Origin of the sequence: Limosilactobacillus coleohominis (assembly GCF_016901675.1) — a bacterium.
Taxonomy (GTDB): Bacteria; Bacillota; Bacilli; order Lactobacillales; family Lactobacillaceae; genus Limosilactobacillus; species Limosilactobacillus intestinavium.
In genome coordinates this window covers 1-1,816 of the sequence record NZ_JACJKU010000132.1, presented here as the reverse complement: position 1 = coordinate 1,816, position 1,816 = coordinate 1, and the positions used below count along the sequence as shown (strand labels likewise).

The following is a 1,816-nucleotide window of genomic DNA, read 5'->3' as shown; positions in this document are numbered from 1 at the left end:
CTTTAACGTCAAGAAGAAAGGCACTTATCAGCGTTCTATTCCAGTAGTGTCCTATCCCGATCTAGAGTTTGATCGTCTTATTTCTATATTAAAAGAAGTAAGACGAACATATCAGTTTACTTTTAAGTACGTTAATTTCGACAAAGAGCAAATACATAAATTGTTACGGGAGGTTAAATGATTATGTCGTGCTTTTATACCAATGCTGAAGCTGATGCAATAGCAAATCGGTTCTTTAAGTTTTATTATCGTGACCGAGGGAAAATCAAATGGAGCGGTTTCTTTTTGTCGGAGCACACCGCAGCTTTAAAGAAGAACAGACAATATATTGACGGGAGAGAAAACCATTGACTTAAGTGTACGCGGTAAAAGACTTAGATTCTGGCTTATATCTTAGCGAAGTTGCAGGTTGTATTTTCGATAGAAAAAGGTACGAAAATTATGTATATGAGAAAAAGCAAGCAAATCAGGTAATGCAAGATGCTAAGAGTAAATCACAATCAACAGACTTTGGCTTCACTTATAAGAATCTTGCCGGAGTTCCTGTGGAACTTTATACTGTACCGATTATTAAACGTTCAATAGATATAACTTGGAGTAATAAGGTTAAGCAAGGAATGCCATTTAAAGAGGCCGTTATAGGTTGTGCTCTTGAGCATGTAAGACTTTTTGGAAGTACTATCAAAAATTATAAAGAAATTAGCAGGCACAACTTTCATTTCGTTACAAGTCAGCTTTAGGAGATGTTAAATCATGACAAAGAAAATCTATAGAATATACAATCCGGGTACCGAAGAGTATATTAGTGAAGTCCATGGAATGATGCGTTATGAGGCCTACAATAAAGTGGATAGCGCTTATGCGTATGATTTACAAGATGCTTTAGACATACTTAAACATGCTAAAAGTATGAACAAGTTCATTGCTGACAACGATAAATTCCCGGCTAAAATGCGAGAAGGTTGTCGGCAAGCTCCAATTATCATACCCATTAGCATCAATGAAGTTCGTATTTCTATGGATGAAGCAACCGCAGCAATTGATACTGAACCAACTCTTGGGCTATCTGGCGAAGACGCTATACGCCAAGCTCGCTGGCGAAGAGTTAGAAAGTATAAACAGTATCTCCATTACAGCACAAAGTCACCAAGTCATAAGTATATCTATATGCACTCATACTTTTAAAAATGAAGTACCTCGGAAATAAGTGGAGTGCTTTATTAGGATTATTCAGCTTGATGTCATTAAAATTAGAATTTTATTGACAGGTTAGGAACGGAGTATTTCACTATATTATCACTGCCCTGTCATGAACTATTCATTGTTTAGCACATTCATGTTATAATGAATGTACACAAAAAGCAGGCCCGTTAAAAAGACGGTGGCCTGGTTACTTATAACTAATAAAAGATCGTCCGCAACCTGCCAAAGTTACTGGGACGGTCTTTTATTTTCAACAAAATGAGAAGGCAGATTGTAAAATTTAAGTTGAACATTTAAGTGGACAGAAAAGCCCATCAAGGTCTTTAATGGTGTTACCACACAATCCATTAGAAAGAAGGACCTTGATGGGCACCACTATTTTATCATTCCAGCACCGCGTTGTCATTGAAACGCTTCATAATGAAGGACGTTCCTTGCGATACATCGCTAACTACTTAGGCTTTAGTAAGACCACTATCTTTAACGAACTTCACCGGCTAAATAGTGAGTACCAGGCTGAGCTAGCGCAAACTGACTTTGAACAAAAGGTTAGTCAACGGGGGCGGAAGTCTTCGCTCACTAAAAACCTTAAACACTTGGTCGAGGAAAAGAT

At 37.6% G+C, this 1,816-nt stretch carries 3 protein-coding genes; all 3 read left to right on the top strand.

The features are described 5' to 3' along the window. Positions 1-356 precede the first annotated feature (356 nt). Positions 357-740: a hypothetical protein gene (locus H5975_RS07980; RefSeq protein WP_204785593.1), complete on the top strand. Its 384-nt coding sequence runs from the start codon at positions 357-359 to the stop codon at positions 738-740. Positions 741-819: 79 nt separating this feature from the next. Beyond that, positions 820-1,185 (top strand): hypothetical protein, encoded by a 366-nt coding sequence (locus H5975_RS07975; protein WP_204785592.1) that lies wholly within the window; start codon positions 820-822, stop codon positions 1,183-1,185. Positions 1,186-1,568: 383 nt separating this feature from the next. Further along, on the top strand, positions 1,569-1,816 hold a 248-nt coding region (locus H5975_RS07970; RefSeq protein ID WP_204785591.1), incomplete at its 3' end, for a helix-turn-helix domain-containing protein.

What these genes read in the sequence shown, in the direction of transcription:
- H5975_RS07975 (WP_204785592.1), top strand. Translation starts at nt 820, where the DNA reads ATGATGCGTTATGAGGCCTACAATAAAGTGGATAGCGCTTATGCGTAT.